Annotated in this window: 25 protein-coding genes; all 25 read right to left on the bottom strand. The window is 37.5% G+C overall.

Going from position 1 to position 26,034, the window contains the following annotated elements; all coding sequences use genetic code 11:
- Positions 1-2 precede the first annotated feature (2 nt).
- Entirely contained in the window at positions 3-1,811 is a 1,809-nt protein-coding gene (locus tag GVV22_RS08990) for a type IV secretory system conjugative DNA transfer family protein (protein ID WP_159649782.1), read from the bottom strand.
- Positions 1,808-2,614, bottom strand: coding sequence for a hypothetical protein (locus GVV22_RS08995; RefSeq protein WP_159649783.1), 807 nt, complete (start codon positions 2,612-2,614; stop codon positions 1,808-1,810). The genes GVV22_RS08990 and GVV22_RS08995 overlap by 4 nt, the downstream gene beginning before the upstream one ends.
- A gap of 164 nt (positions 2,615-2,778) precedes the next feature.
- The gene (locus tag GVV22_RS09000) at positions 2,779-3,792 is read right to left on the bottom strand and encodes a M23 family metallopeptidase (RefSeq protein ID WP_159649784.1); all 1,014 of its coding nucleotides are present in this window, start codon (positions 3,790-3,792) and stop codon (positions 2,779-2,781) included.
- Entirely contained in the window at positions 3,792-5,705 is a 1,914-nt protein-coding gene (locus tag GVV22_RS09005) for a hypothetical protein (RefSeq protein WP_159649785.1), read from the bottom strand. The genes GVV22_RS09000 and GVV22_RS09005 overlap by 1 nt, the downstream gene beginning before the upstream one ends.
- Complete coding sequence (locus tag GVV22_RS09010; protein WP_159649786.1) at positions 5,702-6,547, bottom strand: hypothetical protein; 846 nt, start codon at positions 6,545-6,547, stop codon at positions 5,702-5,704. Before GVV22_RS09010 ends, GVV22_RS09005 begins: the two co-directional genes overlap by 4 nt.
- Entirely contained in the window at positions 6,544-8,487 is a 1,944-nt protein-coding gene (locus GVV22_RS09015; protein WP_159649787.1) for a hypothetical protein, read from the bottom strand. Before GVV22_RS09015 ends, GVV22_RS09010 begins: the two co-directional genes overlap by 4 nt.
- 2 nt (positions 8,488-8,489) lie before the next feature.
- A complete protein-coding gene (locus GVV22_RS09020; protein ID WP_159649788.1) occupies positions 8,490-8,840 on the bottom strand; it encodes a hypothetical protein in 351 nt (116 codons plus the stop codon).
- A 12-nt stretch (positions 8,841-8,852) separates the two neighbouring features.
- Positions 8,853-9,545, bottom strand: coding sequence for a hypothetical protein (locus GVV22_RS09025; RefSeq protein ID WP_159649789.1), 693 nt, complete (start codon positions 9,543-9,545; stop codon positions 8,853-8,855).
- Positions 9,517-14,025 (bottom strand): LPXTG cell wall anchor domain-containing protein, encoded by a 4,509-nt coding sequence (locus GVV22_RS09030; RefSeq protein WP_159649790.1) that lies wholly within the window; start codon positions 14,023-14,025, stop codon positions 9,517-9,519. The genes GVV22_RS09025 and GVV22_RS09030 overlap by 29 nt, the downstream gene beginning before the upstream one ends.
- 138 nt (positions 14,026-14,163) lie before the next feature.
- On the bottom strand, positions 14,164-15,255 hold the full coding sequence (locus tag GVV22_RS11020) for a hypothetical protein (RefSeq protein WP_201290714.1): 1,092 nt from the start codon (positions 15,253-15,255) through the stop codon (positions 14,164-14,166).
- Between the two features lie 68 nt (positions 15,256-15,323).
- Positions 15,324-15,791, bottom strand: coding sequence for a single-stranded DNA-binding protein (locus GVV22_RS09040; RefSeq protein WP_159649791.1), 468 nt, complete (start codon positions 15,789-15,791; stop codon positions 15,324-15,326).
- Complete coding sequence (locus GVV22_RS09045; RefSeq protein ID WP_159649792.1) at positions 15,757-16,074, bottom strand: hypothetical protein; 318 nt, start codon at positions 16,072-16,074, stop codon at positions 15,757-15,759. Before GVV22_RS09045 ends, GVV22_RS09040 begins: the two co-directional genes overlap by 35 nt.
- A 200-nt stretch (positions 16,075-16,274) precedes the next feature.
- The gene (locus tag GVV22_RS09050; protein WP_159649793.1) at positions 16,275-17,081 is read right to left on the bottom strand and encodes a ParB/RepB/Spo0J family partition protein; all 807 of its coding nucleotides are present in this window, start codon (positions 17,079-17,081) and stop codon (positions 16,275-16,277) included.
- Positions 17,078-17,722 (bottom strand): ParA family protein, encoded by a 645-nt coding sequence (locus GVV22_RS09055; protein WP_159649794.1) that lies wholly within the window; start codon positions 17,720-17,722, stop codon positions 17,078-17,080. The genes GVV22_RS09050 and GVV22_RS09055 overlap by 4 nt, the downstream gene beginning before the upstream one ends.
- Positions 17,691-18,002 carry a hypothetical protein gene (locus GVV22_RS09060; RefSeq protein WP_159649795.1) on the bottom strand — a complete coding sequence of 104 codons (312 nt, stop codon included), beginning with the start codon at positions 18,000-18,002 and terminating at the stop codon, positions 17,691-17,693. Before GVV22_RS09060 ends, GVV22_RS09055 begins: the two co-directional genes overlap by 32 nt.
- Before the next feature lie 68 nt (positions 18,003-18,070).
- Entirely contained in the window at positions 18,071-19,243 is a 1,173-nt protein-coding gene (locus GVV22_RS09065; RefSeq protein ID WP_159649796.1) for a hypothetical protein, read from the bottom strand.
- Positions 19,244-19,347: 104 nt separating this feature from the next.
- Entirely contained in the window at positions 19,348-19,761 is a 414-nt protein-coding gene (locus tag GVV22_RS09070) for a UPF0236 family transposase-like protein (protein ID WP_159649797.1), read from the bottom strand.
- Between the two features lie 176 nt (positions 19,762-19,937).
- The gene (locus GVV22_RS09075) at positions 19,938-20,546 is read right to left on the bottom strand and encodes a sigma-70 family RNA polymerase sigma factor (protein ID WP_159649798.1); all 609 of its coding nucleotides are present in this window, start codon (positions 20,544-20,546) and stop codon (positions 19,938-19,940) included.
- 14 nt (positions 20,547-20,560) lie between these two features.
- Entirely contained in the window at positions 20,561-21,280 is a 720-nt protein-coding gene (gene rlmB, locus GVV22_RS09080) for a 23S rRNA (guanosine(2251)-2'-O)-methyltransferase RlmB (RefSeq protein ID WP_159649799.1), read from the bottom strand.
- Positions 21,280-21,657, bottom strand: a complete 378-nt coding sequence (locus tag GVV22_RS09085; RefSeq protein ID WP_159649800.1) for a Mini-ribonuclease 3 — start codon at positions 21,655-21,657, stop codon at positions 21,280-21,282. Before GVV22_RS09085 ends, rlmB begins: the two co-directional genes overlap by 1 nt.
- Positions 21,657-22,994, bottom strand: a complete 1,338-nt coding sequence (gene cysS, locus GVV22_RS09090; RefSeq protein ID WP_159649801.1) for a cysteine--tRNA ligase — start codon at positions 22,992-22,994, stop codon at positions 21,657-21,659. The genes GVV22_RS09085 and cysS overlap by 1 nt, the downstream gene beginning before the upstream one ends.
- 158 nt (positions 22,995-23,152) lie before the next feature.
- Positions 23,153-24,157 (bottom strand): type I glyceraldehyde-3-phosphate dehydrogenase, encoded by a 1,005-nt coding sequence (gap, locus tag GVV22_RS09095; RefSeq protein ID WP_159649802.1) that lies wholly within the window; start codon positions 24,155-24,157, stop codon positions 23,153-23,155.
- Between the two features lie 77 nt (positions 24,158-24,234).
- On the bottom strand, positions 24,235-25,113 hold the full coding sequence (locus GVV22_RS09100; RefSeq protein ID WP_159649803.1) for a hypothetical protein: 879 nt from the start codon (positions 25,111-25,113) through the stop codon (positions 24,235-24,237).
- A gap of 18 nt (positions 25,114-25,131) precedes the next feature.
- Positions 25,132-25,404 carry a DUF4834 family protein gene (locus GVV22_RS09105; protein ID WP_159649804.1) on the bottom strand — a complete coding sequence of 91 codons (273 nt, stop codon included), beginning with the start codon at positions 25,402-25,404 and terminating at the stop codon, positions 25,132-25,134.
- Between the two features lie 74 nt (positions 25,405-25,478).
- Positions 25,479-25,994: a GNAT family N-acetyltransferase gene (locus tag GVV22_RS09110; protein WP_159649805.1), complete on the bottom strand. Its 516-nt coding sequence runs from the start codon at positions 25,992-25,994 to the stop codon at positions 25,479-25,481.
- Positions 25,995-26,034: the final 40 nt, after the last annotated feature.

Raw genomic sequence — 26,034 nt, forward strand, 5'->3', positions numbered from 1 at the left:
TTTTATGATTGATGGTCCTCAACCATCAACCAATCACCTGTTTTTATACGGTTTTGTCGTTCTGCTTTTGTAGGTTCTTTGATGTCATCAAGATTCAAAAACTTAACTTTGAAAATATAAGGTTTGGAATAAATGTTATCTTTAACCAAAAAGATACCACGAACTGTAGGGAGTGTTTTTATGACTTCAGGACTGAATACATACTCTCGTTCTGATTTCGACGTTCCCATGCCTGTACTACGGTCTCCTACTCCACTACTTTCTGTTTGCTGTGTTTCACTTGTTGCGTGAACTGTCCCCAGTATATCTGACATTGCTATCGCATCATCTGGATCATTCAGACGAAACGTAAAGAAACGATTGGTATTGTTCACAATTTGGCGACGTATATTTTTATCATGAACATCCATATCACTGAAGCCCTGGATTGAATAAATGACGTTGCCTCCTAAGGACCCAATGCGTGCTGATAAATCAACCACAGAATCTGAAAAGAAAGCCCCTAATTCTTCAAAAATTGCCGTCACTTTTTCAGTCTCTTTTCGTGACATTCTTCGCCCCATTGTATTCTTAAAATCTTGAATCACAAGTGCTCCAGTTGAAATCGAAAAGTCGGTATACGTCATACTATTGAGTAGCACAATGAGTACCCCATTATTACGGATGACATCCTCGATATCAAAGCCTTCATTTTCGCCAAACATTGCACGCCCTTCTCCTTCATAAACCGTCGCAAATGATGCCGTATTTTTTTCAACGCCTTCAGCACTTTCAACCATAATTTTTAGATACGGTGTTCGTAAATTGGATAGTCCTTTTTCTCCATATCTATCTAAAATTTGATTGCGCAAGTGCAACGAAATATAATCATCATGTGGCCCATCAAGCTCACTGTTTTTTAAGATATGCTCTGCAAGTTCATAAGGGTTTGAATACTTAATGATATTTTTAAAGTTACGAGGTATACCAAAAGTAATCATGTACGATGCCATCATTTGCCAGTACCGCCCAGCCAGCTCTTTATAGTGTGCAGCATTTACGGACCAATCTCCCATCTCTTGAAGCATATCTTTAATTTCTGTTGCACGACATCGCTTAAACGGATTGTACGAATCAGAGTTCTTAATGTTTGTTTGGTCGATAACATAGAGCGGTCGTTTGAATAATCGTGCAAGTTTTGCAGCACCTTCGTAAAGAGATCGATCAGCAATATCACCCTTACCATCAACGATGATTAAAGGGCGTCCACTCTTTAAAAGCGCTTGAATGACTCTTCGTATCCACGCTGTCTTACCAGCTCGTGTTGCTCCTAAAACGATGGTATTATCATCAATTAATTCTGAGGGCTTTCGAAATGAGAACCATGTTGCTTTCCACATTTCACGACGTCTTTTACGTTGGGTCTTTGCTTTGGCTGTTCGCCATGTCTCTGCGTAAATTCTAAGGCTAATTACAGCTACAAGCACACTGCCGATGACCCAGTACTCAAAAACATTCACATTAACAAGCATAGAACTCAGTGATTTAATTTGTATAGTTTTTGCCGTTTCGTAAAGCTCCATAAAATTTTCTACTTTTATTTTATCCCTTAGTAAAAACAACACGATCGCTAAATACAAACAGAATAGGAAAGCAATGTTGTAGATGTTGAATTGGGTCTTTTGGTAAAAGTACTCCATTCGTGTACTAAACTCACCACCCTTTGAATAAACAATAAATACAAGTCCAATGAGAGATCCTACAATCATAACCGGAACAAGTGATGATAGTATAAGTGTTAGTATGATGTTTGTGAATTCTTGAAATTTCATTGTTTCTCCCTTTCTTCGAGCTTATCGGTGTATTGCTTCAGCTCTGCTGTTTTGGCTTTGTGTTCAGTTTCAAGTTGAGTCTTATCGGCCACGAGTGTATCGTAGGCTTTTTGCTTCACCGCTTTGATTTCATCACTTGCAAGTTCAAGCTCATTTTTTGCCTTATTGACTTCTGGTTCGATGTCCTGTATTTTTCGCTCCAGGGTTTCTACTTGTGTTTGAAGTAAGTCAATCGACATGAAAAGTGCTGGAGCTGTTTTTAAGTAATCATCGCCTTTCTCGATTAGTTCAACGTGAGGCACCTTACGATAATCAAAGCTTATGCCACGCTGTGCATAGCCCTTATCATTGATATTAAGTGTAAAGTAGTAATATTCAGGAGTGATTGTGAATTGAATCAGTGTCCATTTATATCCTGACTTATTGTCTTTGCTTGTTGATGTAAATTCTGACTGGATCACTTTCATCGGTAGTTCAGTTTTTTTATCGTTTACAACACCAAACTCCAGATCTTTATAATTGAACGCGTTATTAATTTTTTCTTTAACCCGAACTTCCCCAATCATAAGTGTTGGATTGTAAGCAACACGTTCCACAATCAATTCACTTGCCGAGAATTGATACGCCTTATTCTCGCTGTGTGTTGTGACATCACGTCTTCCATCAGGTAGCCACATATTACTCGTAACAAGCACACCCACAAATATGGCCATTGCAAGTATGAGTAATAAGTAGCGCTTATTCTTAGGGCTTTTTAGTTCAACATAACGACCACTGCCTTCTTGTTTAAACGGATTCTTCATTATCGTTTTTACTCCCTTCCTTCTTGTTAATATTCATTTGTTTTATTACCTGGTTATATTCATCTATTGGATCAATAATAATATTTTTATGGCCACTGTTTTTTAACGTTTGTATTATCATGCTTCGGTTATTTCGTTTAACCATTCTTACACACCTTCACTTTCTATTCTTCACATAGGCCCTCAATGACATCACAAGGGTTTATGACTTTGTTAGAGTTGACCACATCATACATGTTACTACTGTTCGCAACTACAAAGTGAAGATGAGGGCCACTCGATTTACCACTATGGCCACTTAAGCCAATTTGTTGGTTCAACTTAATATGTTCGCCTATCGATACAAGAGGTGCTGATAAATGGGCGTAGGCGACAAATTGCTCTGAATCTTTCACTTTGATAATCACAAAGTTTCCAAATCCTCTAATACCCATCATGTTATTATCTGCAATACCGCCACACTCATCCCTCATTGATCCATTATTATCACATCGGCTACCTGTTAATACCACTTCACCATCACTCACAGAAAATACAGGTGTTCCAATGTCAAGGCCAAAATCAATACCATCATGATAGCCACCTGTTCCATCAATGTTATAGCTAGGAAACCAGCCTGTAATTCGATACGGTTTTTGTACTGGTAACCCAAGCGTACCATATTCACAATAAGCCTTCATGAATTCTGTTTGAATGATTGAGTAATACTTACTGTCTGTTTCCTTTGAGTTTGCTTCAGTGTCACTTGTTTTCTCATAAGCTTCATTGACTTCAACACTTGTTTCACTAAGACCACTACGGATAAGAAAATCAAGAAATGATGTTCCATACTGCATACTTTGAATGAAGACTGATTTCGATAGTTTGAAGTCTTTATCCTTCGCATAGTTTTGAATGGCGTTTGCTTTATGTACCGTATCAAGTAGTGATGATGAACGTTCTTGATGCAAGGTTATCATTACAACCTCATTTTTAAACGTCTCATCCTGAAGCGTGTTTAAATCAAGCGTTTCCGATTCACTTAAGGATTCATAAAGCGCTTCGGTATCGATGGCACAGTGTTGTGTTGATTGTATTCCTGTATCGCCACTACTTCTAAAACCATACATCATAAGGGAGTATGGAAGTAGCACAAATGCAATCAGTGCACCACTCCCTAATGCAAGAAGTTTTTTCACTATACTCCACCTTTAAAATAGCCGCGTTCTCGATTGGTTACAATGCTAGTAAAGTAAATCTTTCGCCCCTGATCATCCACAACCAAAAACTTACGTTCTCCCTTTTCACCCTTTACAAATTTCGTAACGGCAATCGCATCATTTTCAGTAACACCCCGTAAGAGTTTTGGTAAATTCGCAGCACTTCCAACACCGGTTCTTCCTACATACTTGTTTGTAATAAGGTCAAAGGTTGCGCGTAGTAAATCACCAGCTTCTGCAAGTGAGTTTTGTGTATCGTCAGTTGTATGGATGACAATTACCAAACCGCTATACGCTTTACGTGCATATTTAAGGAAGTTCAAGACATCGTTTAAGAATGCTCTACTTTCTGCATATTGCATAAATTCATCAAGTATGAGATGAAACATAAAGTAAGGCTCTTCACGTTCATACATTTTCACACCAGTTTCAATCTCTTTAGCTTGATTGCGTTGGAGGTTGAGATACACACCATACGAAGCATAACTCATAAGTAGTGACACATAGCTTGCTTTAACTTTAGCATCCGAGTTATTACGCAAAAAGCTAATATCAAAGCAAAGTGGTTTCGTTAAATCAAAATCAATATTCGTTCTACGATTGAAAAGGTATCCATAGTTATTACACATTTCTTGTAAGCCTGTTTGAAGGTTGTATAAGTCTTTGAGATACTCACCAAGTACCACAGGTTCGCCTTCAGTATCTTTACCATTCCAATTTTTATCTTGGATATGAACGATCTCTTCATTGACTGCTTTCAACACTTCATCAAGTGTTCCCCAGAGCTTATGTTCAATATCATCAAATGAGCGGGCTATATAGTCCCGATAGAAGATGTTTAAGAAGTGCCCTAGGCGAAGTATCGTTTGTTCACGCTCAATGCCGGTAAATCCTTTAAACGTCTCTTTGATGCTTGAAATCTTGGTTTGAACGTCATTCATTCGTATCATGCCATCTTCACTCTCAACATAGAATAATGCCATAAAGTTGATGTTGTTGTTTTCACTGTAACTCACGCGTGGAATTCTTAACACTTCACAAATCAAATCATACTCATCGTGGATATCAAAAATGAGTGGAATGTAATTTCCTCTAATGAGCATATTCTTAAATAATTTCTTTAACAGTGCAGACTTACCAGCACCCATACCACCTAAGAATGCAATGTTATAACTGCTATTTTTAAAGCTGAAGGGATTAGGAGCATAGACCCCAGTTTCTGTCATTCCCAGCACTGCTGCATGATAGTCCACAATATTTACGTTACTACTCAATGTCATGTCCGCAAGGTTACCACTTGACACAAGTTGAGCCTGTGGGTTAGAAAACAGTGTCAATCCCTGATAGTCTTCAAGTAAGTTATTGGTTTGTATGACACCTCGCATTTTCGCTTTCACTAAAAGGTTTGTCACTTTTTTAGAATTGTCCTGTAATTCGTCAAAGGTGCTACCAAACACAAAGACTCGAACACTCATTGACTTCACAGAATTTTTACTTGCATCAATGTATCGTGAGAAACGTTCCATTTCTTTCTGGTTGAGACCTGCACGCTTGTATTGCGTTCGTGTTTTCGCATCTTCCTTTTTGTTTTCAGACTTTTCAAATGTCTTGTCTTCAATATCGGCAAATTCTTTTGAGTCAACATGTTCAAAGTCGATACTGAGAAAAGCAAAATTTGATTTATTGATGCTTGCAAACATATTGGTGCTACTGCTTTCTGGAAACTCTACAATCTGAAAGACTGTAAAATAACGATTCTCATTAACATAGTAAAGTTCATGCCATGAGATACCACTTTGTGAAGCAATCTTTGCGAGTGCTGGTGCATTCTTGGATGTAATAAGCTGGGTATTTTTATTCCTAATTTCTTTAAATTTCTTAAACAGTTTCATGAGTTTTCAAAACCTCCTAACTGTCGATCATGTAAATGCTTTATTAAGTCATCACCTGTAAATCGTGTCACTTCAAGGTGTGCATTGTTACGATGGAAGCTATCTAGATCATTAACATGAACGTCAATAGTTTTAGTGTTTTGTGTTTGATTGTTAAAGTAGTTCATCCACATTAACATTTCTTCCACTTCTTCTTGATACGGTGTTGACCCCATCAAGTCATTAAAGTAGTCGAATGAGTCTTGAAGTGGACGATTGTTATAAACGGGGAAGTGTAGTTTGCCACGTGTTTCAAGGCTATCAAATAGTGTCGCTTGATGATCTTTGTTTTCTTCGTCAATCTCTCGACTGATGCCATTAATATTGATGTATTCATACATATAGACAGCATACTCATTTCCCGCTTTATCGGTATAGGTCTCGTCACCCACCGTTTCTATACCACTGTCTTCTAGAGCACTTGCATCAAGTCGCATTTTATTGTGTTGAATATTTTTTTTAAGTTTAACCTTATCTCGATTAAAGAAGTTCATAAATTTCAAACGGACACCCCCTGTTCTTTGTTGCTTATTTGCCCTTTGATTATCTCTAATTCTGAACTTGAGAAAGAGTATCAAAGCGGATAAGGTTGATTTTTGTTCGTTTGTATGACTTGGTAGTGCAAGGATTACCGCAAATAAGACAATTCCAATGATTGTAGGGACACCGAGTTTGCTATGAATACGTGGAATAATCACGATATTGCTTACCATTGCAAAGAGCCCTAATAGAATGAGTGCTTCGACACTGATTGATTTTAGATTAAGGCCGCTCTTATTTAATTTTGGGATCCATTTTTTCACTCATCATCACCTCCAATTCGGCTATGTCTTTCATCACTAGCTAAATGCTCGTTGTACCAATCTTGAATTGCTTCAGATGTTTTTGTTTCTTGCGCCTTGTGATATGAAGTATCGTTAGGTACGGATTGTTTTGCTTGAGTTTGTTTGACTTGTTTTTCAGGATTAGAAACAGGTTTTGAATCGCCCTTTTTGCTACGCTCATAAGCCTCATAACGTGCTTTCTTTTCTTCAGCTGTCGTTGCACCACCATATTTCTTATCATGTAGTGGCAAATTACTTTCATATAAGTTATACTCATCAATTTCCCAGTCTTCCATATGTGATAGCGGTTTATCATTTTGATCTGATAAATCATGCTTATTAGAGGAGCTTTCGCTATCTTTCCAGTCTTCCCGTAACGTTTCATCGCTAGGTACTCTTTGAGGATTTGCCATATCTTCGGGCTTATACTGTTCGTCTTTACCATCTTTTGGTATATAACCTTCACCATGTACTGGTACTTCAGGGCTTTCAGATGGTTTGCCCTCTTCACTTACCAACCCATTTGTGGTTGTTTCTTCAGGTCCTTTTCCATTGGCGATAATGCCTTCAGGACTCTCGACTGGTTTTGAATTATCGGTATCAGAAGTGTCATTACTTGGTCCTTTATTGGGATCGTTATCATGGTCATCCTGTCCCTTACCATCTCCAGATAATTTATTCTTAACTCCTCGTCCTGCTTTTTTAGCGCCACGATATAATAATGCTCCTGCTCCAGCCATTGCGAATGCTGTTGCCATCGTCCGTCGTCCATTTTGAAAGCCAAATACCTTATCCAGAAAATCACTACCATGTAAAATCACAAGTCCTGCTGCAAAAAGAGCAATAACCTTAATGAAAAATGGTAAAGCTTCATCTGATTGTGACAAGACGCCACTTGCAATGGTGGGATAAATACTGGCTAAGACTGTTAATATTAAGATAGATACAATAGTTTGCACAAAGGTTAAATATGGTTTTCCTGCCGCATTCAAGTCATCCAGTCCTTTTAGAACTCCAAATTTTCCAAGTAACTCATTGGTAACAAGGTCATACACAAGACCGCCAAGTTTAATAAGTGCCACAAAATACACAAAGAACGTAACTGCTAAAATGACATTAATATTGAAGTATTGAGTATGATATCTAAAATAACGCTCATCTCCAATTCCCCACATCCCATCAATTACTCTAACCGCTTCTTTTTCACCAGTCCTTTCATTCAATACATATTTATACCCTAAATCGTCCTTACTTAAACGTTCATCCCACCGAATGTATTCAAGCTGAGCTTCACTCAGTCCTTGTTCAATCAGTGTTAGCGTTACCTTATTTCCATCCTTAGCTTGTGCAATAAGATACTTTAAGTCATAGGTTTGATCAAGAAAAACACGTTGTGAGGTTGTAGCGTTTTGTCCGATTGCTTGTTCAATTTCACTGGTAAACGCAATTCGTCCATCATTTGCAAGCGTTACAAACGTACTGAAGAGTAAGAGCGCAAACCCGACAATGAAGGCATTGTAGAGCACTGACATTGTTTCTTTAAGTTGAAACATTCTCACTAAGACAATTCCACCAAGACCAATCATGAAGACTGACCCGATGAGGATATTTATATTATCTCTAAAGATTGAAAGTTCTTTGATGGATGCAAACATATCAAAACGTGCAAGAAGCATAAACCCGCTTTCTACCATATTGGTCAGTGCTGATAAGCCAATGTATATAAGGTGTGCTACTCCTTTTACAAGATACGTAATAAAATCATCGAGTTTCAAATACTTTTGCAAGTGGGAGACAGTACTTAAGTCTGTCATCCCATCTGCATAAATATCATTCACTGTATAGATAATAAATAGGGCCATCAACACAATGCCGAAAGACACCTCCATCCATTGTTTTTTATGTATCTTTGATTTCATCATCAAGCGCCTTGGATAATGCCCCAGATTGTAGCAATGGCCATAATGACAATATAACCAATTACAGTACCAATAGCAGCAGCTTTAGCTTCCTGTCTTTTACCTGTAAATAGAAGTGCTGCAGCAATGATTAAAAGTACAACACCTACGACATTTGCAAGCCCTTGAATTTCTTTAACAATTGTATCGGCATACGGTTTCGCAATACCACCCAGTGACCCTTCTTCAGCACTCACTTCAAGTGTCAATCCCATTCCAGAAATCGTGAGTCCACTCACAAAACCTATGATTGCAACTTTTTTACATTTGATCCATTCGATTGATTTATTTTTTAATTTACTTAATAGTTTCATAATAGCTCCTTCTTATTCAGGGATAAACCCGATTATTAATGTTGTTTCATCACGTAATGGTACACATGACGAGAAATTACTGTATTTTGATGCGTATGCAACACACGCTTCACGTGCTTGTGCATTTGTTACTGTTTCTGAACTTAAGAATTTGCGGACTTCCCCTTGTGGTTTCGATTGCTCGATAGGTTTTTGAGGTTCGCTTGGTTTTTGAACAGGTTGTTCATCAACCTTTGGAACGTCTTCAACCATATTCTCTCCAGGGGCTTCCGTTTGTGCTTCATCGTTTCGTTCAGGTTCTTCAATTTCATTTACTTGTTCTGGTTCTTCGTTTGATGGGACTTGAGGAAGTAAGACTTCTTCGTCCTTTGGTTCAGATTCTTTGACAAACTGTATTTCCTTAATAAATACCCGACCATCTAATTCATAAGAAAGAGACAGCACTTCATTTTCAGTGATGGTTTGATTGGTACTGTTACAATGCACAACCTTACCATCATAATGAATTTCATCATTCTGTATCAGTAAGTGAGGTATCTTCTGACCGTTAATACTTTCAACAGGACTGCAAGCATTGAAGTTTTCATCATAGGGTAGCTCACTCACATCCGTAAATGTGAGTGAACTCTTCTGACATCCTGTAAGACTAATCAAAGTAACAAGAACACAAATTAATCTACTCCAATTTGTCTTTTTTCGTTTCATGGTCTGACCCTTGGTTTTTCTCAAAATCAGATTTTTCAAGCAGTGCATAAGAGTCCGTTTCAAGTTTTCCTAAGTCAATGAAACCTCGTCCATTGACATTTGAAACATCACGTACTACATTCCCTTTTGAATCAAGTAAGACGTATTGTACGGATTTTTTCGTTGACTCTTTACGTTTTGTATAGAGTACAAGAATTAGACCTAATGCTAAAATCAAGAAAGAAAGTGTCATAAATGGTGATTCTGCCATTCCTGTTTTTGGAAGTGGTGCTGGCTCTTCATCATTAGGGAACTCAATAACGTAAAGGTGATTTTCTTTTTCTTCATGGGTGCTAATTTCAATGATTTCATTTGATAAAATATAACCCGTTGGTGCTTTTTCTTCATTCATGAAGTAGAACTCTAAAGCATCCACCACCCAGACATGAACACCATTTTCGTCTTTATGATCGAGCGGAATAATATTTCCATCTTTGTCACGTAAGACTAAATCGAAGTATTGAGAAATAATTTGAGACCTAGTAACACTATCAATCTTCACACCTTTAATCGTTACTTGTAGTCTTTCATTGAGAAGTGTCACTTCTTCTGTGATGACTGGGGTGTTATTATCGACGTACTCAAATTCTACGAGTCTGACTGTTTCATCAATAATATAACCGTAAGGAGTTTCAAGCTCGATTATAGCCCATTTACGCTCGATATCTAGGTCGTTAAATACTAAATGACCATTAGTGTCTGTCAAGCCGATTTCGTGAGCTTTAAGCCCTTTAACGTCCTCGTACTTAAATGTTTCACCTTCTGCAAGTAAGATGTGGGAAACATCATAAATTCCATAGCTTACATTTGCGATTGGAACTTGTGTTTTCGAATCAAGTTTTGTGATGAGATACTCACCCACTGCTTTCTCGTTCTTAAACTCAATCGTGTAATGATTGTTAGTTTCTGTAAGCTTAAGTTCTAGAAGTTTGTTTTCAGGATTGATGACGTATGGGAATGGTACTTCAATTTCTTCAACGAAGTATGTTCCAAAGTCGTATCCTTCAACAACTGCTGTCCCACTTTCATCAGTTGTAACAGTTTCTAAGAAGTTCTTATCACTATTGTATAAATCAAAGACTGTGTTAGGAATCGGATTTCCGTCTTGATCTCCTTTGAAAATTGTGATACTTGTTGTCATGTTTTTGAACACAAGTTCATAGACTTTTCCTTCTTCACTTACAAAGAATGACTGTCTTGCTTTATCAGGGTTGATGACGTAAGGGAATGGCGCAAATTTCTCAACAGCGTGATATTGGCCGTAGACTAAGTGATTGAGTGATGCTTCACCATTTTCATCGGTTGTGATTGTATCAACACGTTCCATTTGAGCGTTATAGACATCAAACACAAAACCAGGTAGTGATAGGCCAGTTTCAGCACTAATCTTCTTAATGAGTAAGTCACCATAAATCTTAGTATTTCCAATGTGTCCTAAATCAAGAACACTTCCGATTACTTCAAGATTGATGTAATCTTGGTTTTCATCAATCGTAAACTTAATAGGGTCAATTGGATTGTAACCTTCTAAGGTATGAGATTCGATGAGCGTATATTCACCATAAGGTAAGAATGCTTCAAGCATAAACTCACCGTCTTCATCGGTAAACCATTCACTCTTTTCAACAACATCTTTTCCATCTTGATACTTAATTGTAACGATATTGTTGTTGCTGTCTAAAATCTTGAAACCAACTCCAGCAAGTGGTGCAAGTGTTTCGCTATCAACCTTATGAATCAAAATCTTTGCTTCGATGAGCTTGTTAGGCATGGTGACATACTGCATTGATTCATGTTCAGAGATTGTGAATGGTATTTTTGTGTTATCAAACCAGTGTCCGATAGGTGCCTTAAATTCTTGGAAGTAGTAATCTCCATAACGAAGGTCAGGAGTAATAATCATTCCAAAGCGATTGGTTGTAAGTTCTGTGATTTTAACTCCGTCTTTTGTAAAGACACCAAAGACAGCACCTTCTAAGAGGTCACGACCTCCATTTGTTTTTATTAGTGTTGCCTTACCATAAATCACTTGGTTAGTAACAGTCAATCCAGTTTGAGTTACTTCGACTTTAGGATTGTTGTCGTCATATTTAATCGAGATATCCCATTGTCCTTGGAATAAGACATAACCTGTTGGACTGACTTTTTCTTTTGCATAGTAATCACCAATAGGTAGATTATGGAAGGTTACTTGACCTGCTGCATTGGTAACTTCTGTGCCGAGTAACTCATTTGCACGATAGATAAGGGTTGATCCTTCATAGATATCGTTTTTAGCAAAGAGTTCAATTGTTGCATCACTTAACTTAATACCGTTATATTCAGGGAATGTTGTGTCCCAATCATTCTCTACTTTAGTAATCGTTACATTAGAACGTTGGTACTTATTAGAGATAGTTTTTGAGACTAAGACAACTTCTGTAGTTTGGTTTGCGTATTCGATTTTCACTTCTTTAAGTGATTCATCCAATACGATACCACTTGTTACGCTTGTTTCTTGAAGTTTATATGTACCAAGCGGAAGTGTTGCCGATAGGGCTTTACCGTCTGCTCCAGTTACAAGTGTCCCTACAATTGTATTAGAAGCATTGAGAATGTTGAACTTAATATTAGCGAGTGGGTTTCTATGATTATCAAGTTTCAACAAACTAATTTGTCCAACGGCCTTTTTATTTGTGAAGGTCATTGTTGTTTCAGCTCCTGAAGTAACAATAAAGGTTTTGATTTCATGATTTACTGTATACGGTGCCTTTGCTTCAATTTCTTGTACATATACCGTTCGTTCTTCATTATTCCACTCATCATATGCAGTAAACCCATCAGCACCAGTTATATAGTCCCAGGTGTGGTTGTTGGCGTCTCCACTCAGAATTCCATTCTCATCCACTTTATTAATGTAAGAGGTTCTAAATTTGAAACCTGCAAGTGGTTCACCATTTTCACCTTGCTTGTAGAAGCGTTGCATGTGTGATTTTGCTTCAAAATCTATAATTGATTTCATAGGATCTAATATTTTCAGATGTGCTGCGCGTTGCGAAACACCATCAGTATAAATGTAGGAGGTTCCTTCAGCACTCCCTCCAATTTTGGTGAAGGCTAAGGAAGCTTGTTTCGCATCAATGCGAACTGTAATTGAATTACCTGTTTTGGATAATACAGTCAAGCCTGTCGTGACGTTCATATTGACATTGAACTGTGAAAGCGTCGGATCCGTTAAGGTGATTTCTTCGCCAATGCGTGCTTTACGAACTTCCCCATGCCAAGATGGTCTATCAGTATGATTGGCAATGAGACGATTGATTTCATTAATTTCAGCTTGTGGGTTTATACTACCGCGTAATACCACATCCCAACCAAGTGCTTCCCACATAAGGATTTTTGTAGCCCACTCATACGCATCCGTTTCATGACCTGGATATTTACGTCCATAATTAGAGATAAGTTCCAATTGAGTCTCTTGTGCCTTCGTGGGTTTGAAAGCTAAGCGTCCATCAGGATGAACTCGTAATACATTTAAATCATCAAATGTGGTTCCATAGGCAGCGCTTGTAGCGACTGCATCCATGATCGCGGGTTCGAGACAATAACTTCTGTTTCCATTGACAAATAATTCACTGACGCCTCCCCACATTTCCCAGAAAAACGAACGGTTTTGTCTCCATTCAACACGAACAGTTCCTGTAGTAACTTTCTTTCCAGTTGTGACGACATCGAGAGCTCGTCTAAAGCTTATTTCTTCATTATGTGTAAATGTCTCAATACTGATGATGCCTGTTTCATTATCAATCATGACATATTCGGTCTTATCGATGATAGTATCCAGTTCCTCAGGGTTGGGTAAACGATTTAGAACGCGTTTCCCATCAATCTCACTTACTTGAAGCGCATCATGCTCCTCCTTGGTCTGAGCTTCTTCAGGTACATCTGAAGGCTTTTCTTCAATCTTTGAAACTTCGTTTTCATTATTTACTGGTAGAGTCGCTTCATAATTAAGCGACTCATCACTCTTGAGTTCAGCAACTTTAACGGTGAAAATAAAGGTTTCGTGACGTTCTATCTCTTTTGCTTCTTCATTTTCAGTTTCAAGCATGACCATACGTGTAGTGATTACAGAGAATTTAAATTCCCAATTTTCACCAACCGCATGTGAGTATAGAAAATCGTCATTCTTAATAGACGTTCCTTCGATTTGAATATCCGTCACTTTCACGTTTTCATCATTTGAAATCGTAAAATCAAGTGTGATCTCATTCTTTTCTTCATTTAGATTACGGTTTACCGCAATGAGAACAGTTTTATCCTCATTGTGATATACTTCATCAGTATTTGCAGATATTCCTGTTGTCATCACTGTCGCGACAATCAACATGGAAAAAGTAAATAAGCTAAGTCTTTTTAAGGCTTTTTTTACAAGCTTAATTGTATGTCTGTGTTTTCTCATGAAATTCCTCCTTAATTTTAAATTGGAAAACAAAAAACAGGTTTTCACCTGTCTATGTTTATGGGGATCGCTCCCGATTCATAGTCACACCTCCCTCTTGACTGTATTAAAAAAGAGGCTTTCGCCTCTTAGATTACTTTAGTTAGGTCTATAGTACAATGTCCCATCCGAAAAACAAATACTGTTTTGCCATTCCCTAATATACCGATCAGATACTTCATCTATGACTGCAGCACAAGCATTGAAATTTCCATAATCCTTATATAGCAACATACCACTTGGAATGTCTTCTTCAGGTTCAGACGGTTTACTTGGCTCTGCGGGTTTTGTAGGCTCAACTGGTTTCACAGGCTCAGATGGTTTCGGTGAGCTTGGTACTATCACATTATTACTACTACTTCCAGATTGTGACGAGTTACTGCTTGATGGATTGCTGTGTGTTGTGGCTCGACCTGGTGTACTGCTGTTTGATGATGCAGTATTACTGGAAGTGTTGCTTTCAGGCTCGGCAGTTGACGCTGCAACTTCCTTTTCCTTTACAATTAGCTTAAACTTGGACTCCGTTTTGTTACCATGCTTATCTATTGCAACTGCTTTAAGATCTGTAGTTCTCGCAAGGTCAAAGTTCACATCACCTTCGACACTCACCTCAATCGCGCCATCAATAGGATCACTTGCTTTAATTACTTCTGAAAAGTTAATAGGTGTTCCAACTTCAGTTTCAAGATATCCAACCGCTTCAATCTCCGGTGCTTTGGTATCAATCACAAGCACTGTAATCACAACCCCAGCAAGTTTGGTTTCTTTATCGAAAACATCAATTTTATAGTTGGACTTTTCATTAATGATTTTCTTTTGCTCATCACTAAAGGTCAGATTTTCTTTTTTGTTGCCCTTCGCAAGTTCAAGTTGAGCTTGCGTTAACTGAAAACTCACAAGTTCATGATTGATAGCTTCAACATTCACTGAATAGTTTGATAAGTCTTCAGTGACGTGCCCATTACGTTTTAATTCAAAGTATTTGACATAGTCTTTTTCATTTGCGGGTTCTCCGTATTCAACAAAAATAATTTTGGGACTCCCTGTTTTCGATACCAGTTCATATTTTGCGGCTCTGGGATTTTTAATCACCCATAAAGCTAATCCAAGTGCTATAATCGCCAGCACTAAAACTCCAGCAGCATGCACTTTATTGTCTTTGTTTTGTAACCATGTTTTTAGTGCCTTCATAGTTCGCCTCCTTGCTTGAATTTACATCACGCTTCGTAATGTTAGTGTATCACAGAACGGTTTTCTTATCACTCGTCGTTATTGTTGAAAAATGAAGTATCCAATTCAAAGTCAAAGATTCCTGCAAGTTCTTCATCTGCTGGATACACAGTATTTTCTTCATATTCTTTAGGGTCTGTGAATTGGGGTTGTGGCTTATGGGTAATATCATAATTACGAGGTGCAAATTCAACCTTACTCACATTAACAAGTGTCTCATAGACTTTCTCGCCATTCTTTTCATAATGACTTCGAATGAGTTTCGCTTCCGTTATTTCCATTGCCTGACCTTTCGTAAAATTACGATTGATGAAATCCGCAGTATCTCTGAATGCGATGCATGGTATATAGCTGCTTTCATATTTATTTGTCTTCTTATTTTTATGACTATTTTGTATTGAAAGACTAAACTTGATAAACGATTGCTTACCGTCTTCTGCAGGTTTATAGTAAATTGATTTGTCATAGATTGTTCCTGTTAAAAGTACTTTGTTCATCCTGAATCTCCTTTATTAGATTTTTCTGTTTTAATTGATATGCCAATGCGATATTACATTGCTCTGCAATGTTTGAATCTTGAATTCGAATTTCAAAAAGTTGATCATGAAATTGATTGTATAAGGTTATTGTATCCACATCACCATCAGTCATTTTAAGATTTCTTTTAAACACATAATGGTCAATCGTATTCAGTGGGATCACAATATGTTGTCGTCCAGTCTTAATTTCAAACATACCATCTTCAAACTTGAGGTCGTTTTTTGAGCGCACCAAAAACATATAAGTCTCCTTCTCTAGCTCGCAAAGGCAGCGTGATAACGTATCACACCTTGAGCCTAAGCGCTTTTTTATTATGACTCCCCTAAACCCCTTAGATACGATTATTATCATCATCTAACGAGAAGGGCATGTATTCTGTCTTAGATTATTTCAACACCAAGTTACATCAAAGGAGCAGCTTTGCAACCCTCATCCATTAATCACAATAAGCTTCCAATATCACTGAGCCATCGTTGAATCTCTTCTCGTTGGATATCGGTCAACTCGGTTTCAACGCCAAAGAGTTCATCATACATCTTTTTAAGTTGTTTCGTGATTTTTGTACCAACACGATATGCTTTGGCTTCATCGCTGATTGGTTCTTTAGGGGGTGTGCCATTTGGCACCCTTTTGTTTTTATCACTAATATCTGCCATTATCCTACTTGCAGTTCTGGGGCTAATGTTAAACCGTTCAGCAATCAAATCACGTGTTTTCCCCTTTACAGGCTTACCGTTAATTTCAAGATTTTCAGTCCGTGCTTTATCAAGCCAGTACATGAAATCTTCTACGACTTCTAACTTCTCTTCATCACTCATTTTTAAAAGAGAGCGTGCAAGGGTATTGGTTTCATGTTTTCGAATATGAGATATGATATCATTTTCACTCTTACTAAGTACAAGACACTTTACTGTTTCTAAATGAACATATTCTAGCTTAGTGTCTCCATCAAGAATTTTCCGTATTGCAGTATAACGTTTGTGTCCAGCATAAATATCATATTTTCCATCATCATTGGGTTTAACGATTAGGTTTTGTTGGAGTCCATACAGTTTTATCGATTCGACCATTTCACTGAGTTCAGTAACCGGGTATGGGTTATTAGTGTTAGGCACGATATCATCAATATGGATATCAAGATAGTCACTATCTCTATTGTCATTTAGAATATCACGAGTTGATTTTACTGGAGTTCTATTGAATGTAAGAATTCCAAGCCCTGATTTTTCAATATTTGATTTAATCACGTCCTCACCTCGCAATCTAGGTCTACTAATAGTTCACTTACAATCTTATGATAATCACGCATGGCGTCTTCACTAGGCAACTGCCCTATGCTATGGATAACTGCTTCACGGTGTGCAATACCCGTATTGAAGAATTGAATATCTTGGTCTTCAAACATTTCACGTGCAGCACGATAGGTTATCGTATTGACCTTAATTTGTGTTAAAAGGACTTTACATGGTTTATTCTCAATGAGCCTTAGAATTTCAATAACACGATCAATATCCAGTGACGTCGGTGCTGTGGGAATTACCACATAATCGGCAACCTTGATTGCAGCATCCATAATCATTGTTTCTTGTGGAGGTGTATCAATTATGACAAAGTCATATTTTTCACGATTTCGAGATAACGATGTTTTGTTTGCAATTTCAAAATCAAAGGGAACTAATTCATCCTCTTTTAAGGATGAGTAAATATTGTCAACCCACAGTGTTGCAGAACCTGTTGTGTCTGCATCTTTCAGAAGCACTTTATAGCCTAAATATGCCAAGCCTGCTGATAAGTTAATACTGGTCGTTGTCTTACCCACACCGCCTTTTTGATTAGCAACTGCAATGACTTTTCTCTTAGGTTTGTTCTTGATGTCGTATGTTGTCATTGTACTTTTCCTCCTCAATTTTATAGTCGATATTTACCATTCTTAATACATTGATTGACGCTTGTTCAAATGTAAGTTCTTCTTCAAAAAATGATGCTGTATTCTCCCAGTTAGTAACGCATTCACCACAAACACCATAATCTAGTACAGGAATGTAGTATCGAAGATCCATAAGGTCACCATTGCATTGATCACAAATATCTCCCCATCGGAGTCGTTGCGCTTCAGTTCGATTCAGTTCAATAATTTTATGGCCATTCTTCGCTGTTCTTTCAATCATCCAAAAGCCTCCCTATGTTCATAAATCAATCATACACTAACGCGTAAGTCTAAGTATGTTTTATCACTTTAAGCTTGAGTCAGTATAAAAGGCACTTCTTTTAAGTTGTATAAGCTCACAAGTCGCATCATTTCAGTCTTAAATCGATGCCATAGCTTTTCTATGTTTTCATACATTGTATCTCGCCCTTTATAACTCGCAATAAGTGACACACGTTCACCATTAGTATCGGTAAAATGATGGTTTTTAAATGCTCCATAGTAACGGTAAAACATTGATTTTATATGCCTTCCTATTTTGCTAAGTTTAAAACTTTTTTCATCATACCCTTGACTATAATACAAAACAGTTCCAACATCATCATCGAAAATATCTTCATGCATTTCATCTTCTAAGTAATACATCAAAAGACGTTCCATTAAATTTTGAGTCCGATTGATTTCTGTATAGATTTTATTCAGTTTTGCTTCGTTTCCCCACCAGATCTGAAACCGTTTAAACGTTAATTTAGGCTTATGTTTGGTTTGAAGTGCAGCGTAGGTGTTGAGAATACACTGTCGCACTTTACCGTAAAGGTATTCGGGCTCATGGGCTAGAGTTGCGCACTTTCGTGTTGCAAAATAAACCTCGGATTCGATAGTATTTCCATCCTTGTCTTTGACAAAATCACCCCTTTTATAGATTTGTTCTGCATTTTTATCATCCTTATTACAAAATTGCTTCGTAATCTTGTTTCGATAAGCGTTACGTTCATAGCGCTTTTTAATCAAACGTGCTTTTCCTGTGTATTCATAATCACAGATCCATATCTGTATATAGCGTCCAAATTCTCCTTCGTGAGCTTCAAAAGCAACATAAGCAAGTTTTTCACCACCAGAGAATAAACTCATAAATGTATCCACAAATCGGATTAATCCTCGCTTGTCCAGGTGATGGTCCACCATGATATTTAAATTCCATCCTTGAATTGCTTCATAGGTCTTATTTGAAGGTCTTAGCTTGGTATACTTACGAAGTTTATTTTGCGTCACATACTCTAAATATGAATCAACCATCTTCATAACATCACTTTGTCCTGCATCACGACTCCAACTAGCCTTAATGAAGCGATGTTTCTTAAAATTTGCATTCATAAGACGTTTTAACTTCCTTACCGGTGTAGGTCGCCCATAAACAATAGCTTCAGCACGGTTATCATCATTAATTCTTACAGATAAAACACCATTCAAATGTTTATTCATAGTAATGTATTCTCCAATCCAATAAGTATATGTTAAAAATAAGGTAACGACGGCTTGCCGTCCTTACATGCTTGTGAGTTTGTATTCGAAATTTTGAAATTTACTTAGAACATTCGCTTTTCTTTTGGGGTAACTCCTCGTTCTTTTAGTATGTTATAAACACTCTGTTTCGTTATTTCATACATCTGCGTTATCTCTGGCATACTGATATGCTCGTAAAGAAGTACAATACTGTCTTTGAGTTCTTCACTGAATCGCGAACTTTTTGGAATCCCCAGGATCGTATCCATATAATAATTCCCGGATTTAAGTTTAGGGTTGTAATAAAGGTTGCGACTGTACTCAATTTCACCACGAGTTGTTTTAAATTTTCGTGTACGTTTCCCATAGAATAGATAGCCTTCCAATTTCCACTGCTCACTCTTGTAATATTCATCATCGATTTGGTTTATCGTTTCCTGGATACTTGAATGATCTCCTCGAATTAAGATCTCGATGCTTATATTTGTTTTTTTCATTTACGCTCCCTTCCAATTTTCAGTTGTTTTTCCTTGGAAAAAATAAAAAAATAAGTTGCCAGGATATAGACTATCCTTACAACTTAAATTTTACACTACCCGTTATCTTGATACGATCATTCTTGATTTTATAATTTAAAATGATGATAAAGGTTACTCCTCTATCATCATCTTTATTATTTACTGCATTCTGATGACTTATGAACCATCCTACGCACTTTTTGTAAAGTATTATCAATCTGCTTCTTACTAATGTTTAGCAGCTCAGAAATTTCAACATAACTATAACCTGCTTCACGAAGGTTATAAACGGTTCGATCGACTTCACTCAGACCATCTAATATTCTATTGAGGTCGCTCAGCGCTTCATAGTAGTGTGACATAAATTGCGGATCTTTGCGAACATCTTTTTCAATGAGGATATCACTAAGAAAAAGTGACGTATCTTCATTTATTGTCATATCTAAGGATCGTTTTGAATCTAAAAGTGTGTATGACTTTCCACGACACTTGCGAAGACTACTTTGAATATGTGAATCGATACATATGGCTATAAAATGAGCAAGGCCTACATCCATGCTCTCTTTATACATATAAATCGCTTCGATGAAGCCTAATGACGCATTCTGAAACACATCATCGATACCAATACCTTGCGGTGAATACATTCGCCAATAAACATGAGTGCGTTTCCATATAAGACCTTTGTAATTATTCATTAATGTAGTTAGTGCTTCTGTATGATTCTGTCGAATCATGTAAAGATATTCATAATCTCCAGGCATTAATAACTCCTATCTTATTTTAGCAAGTTTCGACGTCTGACGATTTCAAAAAGAAGGATGCCTGTCGCAACAGAGACATTCAAAGAGTTAACCGTACCAAACATTGGAATTGTCGTGAGAATATCACATTCTTTTTTCATGAGTCGGGATATTCCCTTACCTTCTGAACCTACGACTAATGCGATCGGCATGTCAACATTGAACTGATCATACGATACTGCATCCACTGCATTTTCTGCAGCAACAACCCAATATCCTTGTTGTTTGAGGTACTGAACCGTTTGAACTAAGTTGGTAACCTGTGCCACTGGTACTGTATTAATCGCACCTGTCGATACCTTCGCAACGGTAGCAGTTAAACTAACACTTCGATGTTTACCAATAACAACACCATCCACACCTGCAGCATCCGAGCTTCGTAAAATAGCTCCAAGATTGTGTGGGTCTTCCAATTGATCGCAGACAACAATTAACTTATGTTTTGCATTTTCAACAATCGTTTCAATGTCAGCGTAACGATAGTCTTGGATTTCAATGACAGCTCCTTGATGGACGCCTTTTACCATTTTATCCAAACGAAATTTATCCACAAATTGGACATTGACGTTCTTTTCTTTTGCAATCGCTACAATTTCGGGATAACTCCCTTTATTGAACAAATAGACGTTCTTGGGTTTTTGACCACTCTTTAAGTATGCTGTTACTGTATTTTTTCCAAAGATATATTCTGACATTATAGTTCTACCGTTTCTATGAACGCGTTCCATAATTGGTCCAGTCGTTCAGTTTGTTGTGTTTCATAGAGATATCCCCAAAGTGATTCGAATCCCGTTGCAATGCGATAGGTTGTCACATCTGCATTTTTGGCTATCGATGTACTTTTGGCATTTCGTCCACGTTTATACATTACCATTTCTTCTTCGGTTAATGCATCGTTTTCTAAAAGGTTTTTCATGAACAGTGCTTGCGATTTTGCACTAACAAATCGCGTTGACAATTCTTGCAGTTGTTTTGTTTTCGTGATTCCTTGCGCAACTAAATGCTGGCGAACTTGAAGCGAAAGGACAGCATCTCCAATAAATGCTAAAACGTTTCCAGAGAGCTGTGACATTAGATTAAACCTCGTTCTATGAGTGCTGCGCGTGCACTATCTGCGGCTTCAAAATCTTTTTCTTGTTTAGCCTCATTCCATTTCGCAAAAAGTGCTTTATCCGATTCTGTAAGGGTAATTCTTGGAATTTTTATTCCAAGGATATTTATCATTTTTTCTACCGTTTGTACATAATCGCTTACCACTTGCGCATCAATTTCCTTCGTTCGTAAGGCTTGATTGAGAGCCTTCACTGCGTCAAAAAGAACCATTGTCGCATTCGCCACATTCATGTCATCTTTTAATGCATCTAAAAACGCATCATATAAAGCAACATCATAACGTTCCATTATTTCAACATTAGCAAGTTCCAAGGCGATGTACGCTTTATTGAGACCTTGTTCAATTTTTTGAAGTTCTTTCCGCGATTGTTCCACAAGTGCATCAGTTATATTGAGAACGAGTCGATAGTGTGTTGATAAAAGTACCCAACGTGTAAGATTAGAACCCAGTGTATCAATATACTCTTGTGCCCATTGAACATTCCCCAAAGATTTACTCATTTTAGCACCATCAAGATTCAACATTGCATTATGAACCCAATAGTTCGCTAAATCATGATTATGAATTGCTTTGGATTGTGCTGATTCGTTTTCATGGTGTGGGAATTTCAAATCCTGACCACCACCGTGAATATCAATACGCTCTTGCTTAAATTCATCATTAATCATAACGACACATTCAGTATGCCACCCAGGACGTCCTTTTCCCCATGGTGAATCCCATTTGATACCGTCATCATTAGTAAACTTCCATAAGGCAAAATCAAGTGGATTTTCTTTATTAGTATTTTCTTCAATTCTCGCACCTACCATTAAATCTTCAATACGTTGCGAGGAGATTTCCCCATAATCTTTAACTTTAGTTACTCGGAAGTAAACATCGCCATTGGCTTCATAAGCAAATCCTTTATCGACAAGCTCTGCGATAAACTCGATGATTCGATCCATCGTTTCAGTTACTTTAGGTGTTGCATCGATGCCTTCTGCATGTAATTCAGTACGAACTTTATTATAGGCATCAATGTAACGTTGTGTAATAACTGTTTCATCAACACCTTCATGTTGTGCTTTTTTAATAATATTATCGTCAACATCTGTAAAGTTCGAAACCATCTTCACATCGTAGCCAATTGCATCAAGAATGCGTCGTAGCAAATCGAAAACAACAATAGGTCTTGCGTTTCCAATATGGGGGTGATTGTACACTGTTGGTCCACAGACATACATCATCACTTTGCCAGGTTCAATCGGGCTAAACGTTTCTATTTTATTATGTTTTGAATTGTATAGTTTCATGGGACCTCCAGTAATATGTATCGTTATACATTTCTATAGTGTTAAGTATACACCATTGCAGTCTATCTTTCCTACTTTGATTGTATTCTTCTTTTGGATTTATAGGCATAAAAAAGATACAGCAGGCGCTGTATCTTTAAAGGTTAATTGTCTATCAATTAGAATTTTGAAGCAACGTGGTGTGCTGTACGTACTAATTGGTTTGTATATGACATTTCGTTGTCATACCATGCAGCAACTTTAACCAAGTTTACACCACCAAGTGTTGTAACTTTAGTTTGTGTTGCGTCAAATAGTGAACCGTAAGCCATACCAATTACGTCTGATGATACGATTGGATCTTCAGTATATCCGTATGATTCGTTAACTGCTGCTTTCATAGCTGCGTTAATTGATTCTACTGTTACGTCTTTTTCAACAACAGCAACAAGTTCTGTGATTGAACCTGTGATAACTGGAACACGGTGTGCTCCACCATCTAATTTACCTTGTAACTCAGGGATTACTAAACCGATTGCTTTAGCTGCTCCTGTTGAGTTAGGAATGATGTTTTCTGCTGCTGCACGAGCACGACGTAAATCACCTTTTGGATGAGGACCGTCTAATGTGTTTTGATCGTTTGTGTAAGCATGAATTGTTGTCATTGTTCCACTTACGATACCAAATTGGTCTTGTAATACTTTAGCCATTGGAGCTAAGCAGTTTGTTGTACATGAAGCACCTGAGATGATTGTTTCTGAACCGTCTAAGATGTCGTGGTTTGTGTTGTAAACAACTGTTTTGATGTTTCCTGTTGCTGGAGATGAAATGATAACTTTACGTGCTCCTGCTTCAAGGTGAAGTCCAGCTTTTTCTTCAGTTGTGAAGATTCCTGTACTTTCGATAACTACGTCGATTCCTAATTCTTTCCAAGGTAAGTTTTTAGGATCGCGTTCGCTAAGAACTTTGATTTCTTTTCCATCGATTACGAATGCACCGTCTTTAACTTCGATTTCTTTATCGAAACGTCCTTGTGCTGAATCATATTTTAACAAGTGAGCTAATGTTGCTGCATCTGTTAAATCGTTGATTGCTACGATTTCCATATCTTCTGAACCGATCATTAAGCGTGTTGCCAAACGTCCAATACGGCCAAAACCGTTAATTGCTACTTTTACTGCCATAGTCTATAAATCCTCCTTATTGACCTTTATATTATATACCATTGGTATCTATTGTCAATTGTGATACTGCTATCAATCTAGTAAAAATCCCTATTCCATAGTGGCTTTCCGAACGCATTGAAGCCAGAGTATGAACTAATAATTTTTATGTGAAACAGTCGTTCGAATAATTGTTTATCATTTATACGGGCTAAAAGAAAGTGTTTCTTAACTCTTTTTGCATCTGGAATGAGTCGATTAATATGTTCGGAAACAGATGTTTGAAGAATAACCCGTGATTTCCCTCTTGATAGAAATGACAGCATTCTTAACAAGTGTCCACTCTTCTCATAGATGCACTCTCGTATTTTCATGAAGCTACCTTTGTTCTCATAGATTGCATAGCCAACAAGAATTCCGTTTTCGCTAAATCCAATAATCCCACCACGAATCGAATCTAATTCTTTCTTCATGGCTTCGAAACTTGATGCATCACGAATAAAGTATCCAGTAAAATGCTTCATAAAACGATTATAAACACTCACTAAATCTTGATTCACGGGATCCAAAACAATTCCCTCAACACCTAACTCAGGAAGCGATGATGCTTGAACGTTGTACTCCATTATTTCTACAACAGGCTCAAAGCCGATGGCTTCATATTTTCGTGCGTCGCTCGATTGGAGCAATGTTACCAACTCTTCATGCGATGATGCCGCAACAAGTTCTTCTAAGATTGTTTCATCTTCATCTTCTATTTCGATGATATATGAAGCTTTCAACCGTTTGCCATGAAGTTCGAGTACTTTGGGCATAATGACTGCATGACCCATTTTGCTGGATTCATTTTGAAACACAAACGTATTATCATGCGTCAAAAAGGATCCGATTGCTATCGAATCCACATTTTCATGGACCTCTCGTTCAAACTTAGCTTTTAGATCGGCAAGATCTGTTGGGTTTGCATGGCGTAACATAGAATACCTCCAAATCGATTAGTTTTTATCGTCTACTTCATGTTCGGTAAATTCAACATCAATGACATCACCTTTAGGTCGTTGCGTTGATTGATTTTGATACTGTGAATTGCTTTGGTTGTTTGTATACTGCGTATATTGTTGATTTTGTTGTGGTTGTTTTTCCCGACGGATTACGCCAAAAACTCTCAGAATTGTATAGGCTAACCAAATGACTAAAAATATTCCCACTAACTGCGGCAATAGCATCACAAAAACCACCATAATTAGTAATAAAATTAAATAACTCATAATATACCACCTTTCGCACATTATATCATGAAAAAACAGATGCCAGAGTGATTATCGCAACATTCACGCAACCATCACATAATGTAGTCTTTAGCGAGGATTGCATACATCTCAATATCGACATAATGGCCACGTTCAAACTCATAATCGCGTAATAATCCCTCACGCACAAATCCATTTTTTTCGAGGACCCGACGCGAACCAATGTTCAAAGGATCAATTACCGCTTGAACACGATTGTAGTAATATTGATTAAAGCAGTGATAAAGCACTGTCTGAATTGCGTCAGTCATGATTCCTTTTCCCCAATATGCTTTATCTAATTGATACCCCATTTCGACCCGGTTATTTTTAGGATCAAATCCAAAAACGCCAATGTTACCAATGTACATATCATGTTCATCAGCAATAACCCATCTAAAACCTGTTTTTGTTGTTGAGAGTTCATGAAACCAATCAAGTTCATGATAGGCTTGTTCAATACTTGTATATGCTTCCGTTCCATAATATTCCATGACATCCTCATCACAGGATACCTCAAAAAGACGTTGGGCATCGGACGGCTTTGCTTCTCGTAATGTAAAAATCATTTCGTAATGCTGTCTCCTTGTCATGCAATTCTAAAGAAGT

Origin of the sequence: Erysipelothrix aquatica, assembly GCF_009828825.1 — a bacterium.
GTDB classification, from domain to species: Bacteria; Bacillota_I; Bacilli_A; order Erysipelotrichales; family Erysipelotrichaceae; genus Erysipelothrix; species Erysipelothrix aquatica_A.